Annotated in this window: 1 protein-coding gene; it reads left to right on the forward strand. The window is 39.4% G+C overall.

Annotation, left to right across the window (positions count from 1 at the left end; all coding sequences use genetic code 11):
- Nucleotides 1–302: 302 nt before the first annotated feature.
- On the forward strand, nucleotides 303–1,110 hold an 808-nt coding region (locus HMPREF9444_RS09080), incomplete at its 3' end, for a hypothetical protein (protein ID WP_040909487.1).

The raw sequence follows: 1,110 nt of genomic DNA on the forward strand, positions 1-1,110 counted from the left end.
CGGTGAAGAAGCTCATGTTCATTTGTTAATCTTATCCACCTCAATTATCTATCTTGGAGCTTGTTTTCAGACTCAAGGGAACATCTTCCATAATTATCCGTAAGCGTAAGTATCCTGCCGTTAGAGCTAAAGCTGCGGGGTAATGCATTAGGTCGCTGTCTTTTTTGCATCATCATGCACAAGAGCTCTGATATCTATTATCCGTCAATATATTGACCGGCAGAAAACACCGGATTAAAAACTGAGTTTCTCCTCGCGATGATCTCCGCCCTGAAGGACAGGTTTTCAGCCGCTGATCTTTTTTGGATAAAACCATAACAAGAATTGAAGATATTAAAAAAGGTGGCGAGATCAATTTAACTCTAAAAGATAATAGTGTTTGGAAAGCTCGCGGACAAAGTTTTATTACTGGCTTAACATTCGAAGGCAATAACACTGCAACTATTGATCTAACTAAAGAAGATGACGGATCAGTTACCATACGCAATTTAAATGGAGATGGTACCTTTAAAGTAGATCTCAATTCAAAAGATCATTCTGATGGCAACATGATCTATATAGGTAAAAATACCAGTTCTCATATTATTAATATTGTAAATGGTATTGAAGGTGGTCTTCACGGGATTACAGAAGATAATCCGTTACGAATCGCCACAGTTGGTATTGATGAAGGTTCTTTTTCTGTAACCAATGTTGAAGGATTAAAAAATAATACACATGTACGCGCTTTTACCCGCGATGCTGGTATGTGGGACTTAGAATATAAAGTTGGAATCGAAGAATTTAACGAAGCCGATAAGGAAAATGAAAAATATAACGGTACAGGTGATGGAGAAGGAGTCAACAAGCCGGGTAATGATTTCGTTGAAAAAGAACTTGCTCAGCATGAAGATGCAGACCCTGTAAATTGGATTATTTATGGAGTTAAAGCACCGGATGAAACGCCCAAACCGGAAAATCCGGATATAGACAATCCCGATGTTCCTTCAGGACCTTCCGGAACTCATATCTCCGATGCAGGCAAGACCGTCATCAACATGTCTCGTGCCAACTACGCCAACGCAGTCTATATGGATACTTTAAATAAGCGTCAGGGTGAAGCAAGATTTG

The sequence above is a fragment of the Succinatimonas hippei YIT 12066 genome (assembly GCF_000188195.1).
GTDB classification, from domain to species: domain Bacteria; phylum Pseudomonadota; class Gammaproteobacteria; order Enterobacterales; family Succinivibrionaceae; genus Succinatimonas; species Succinatimonas hippei.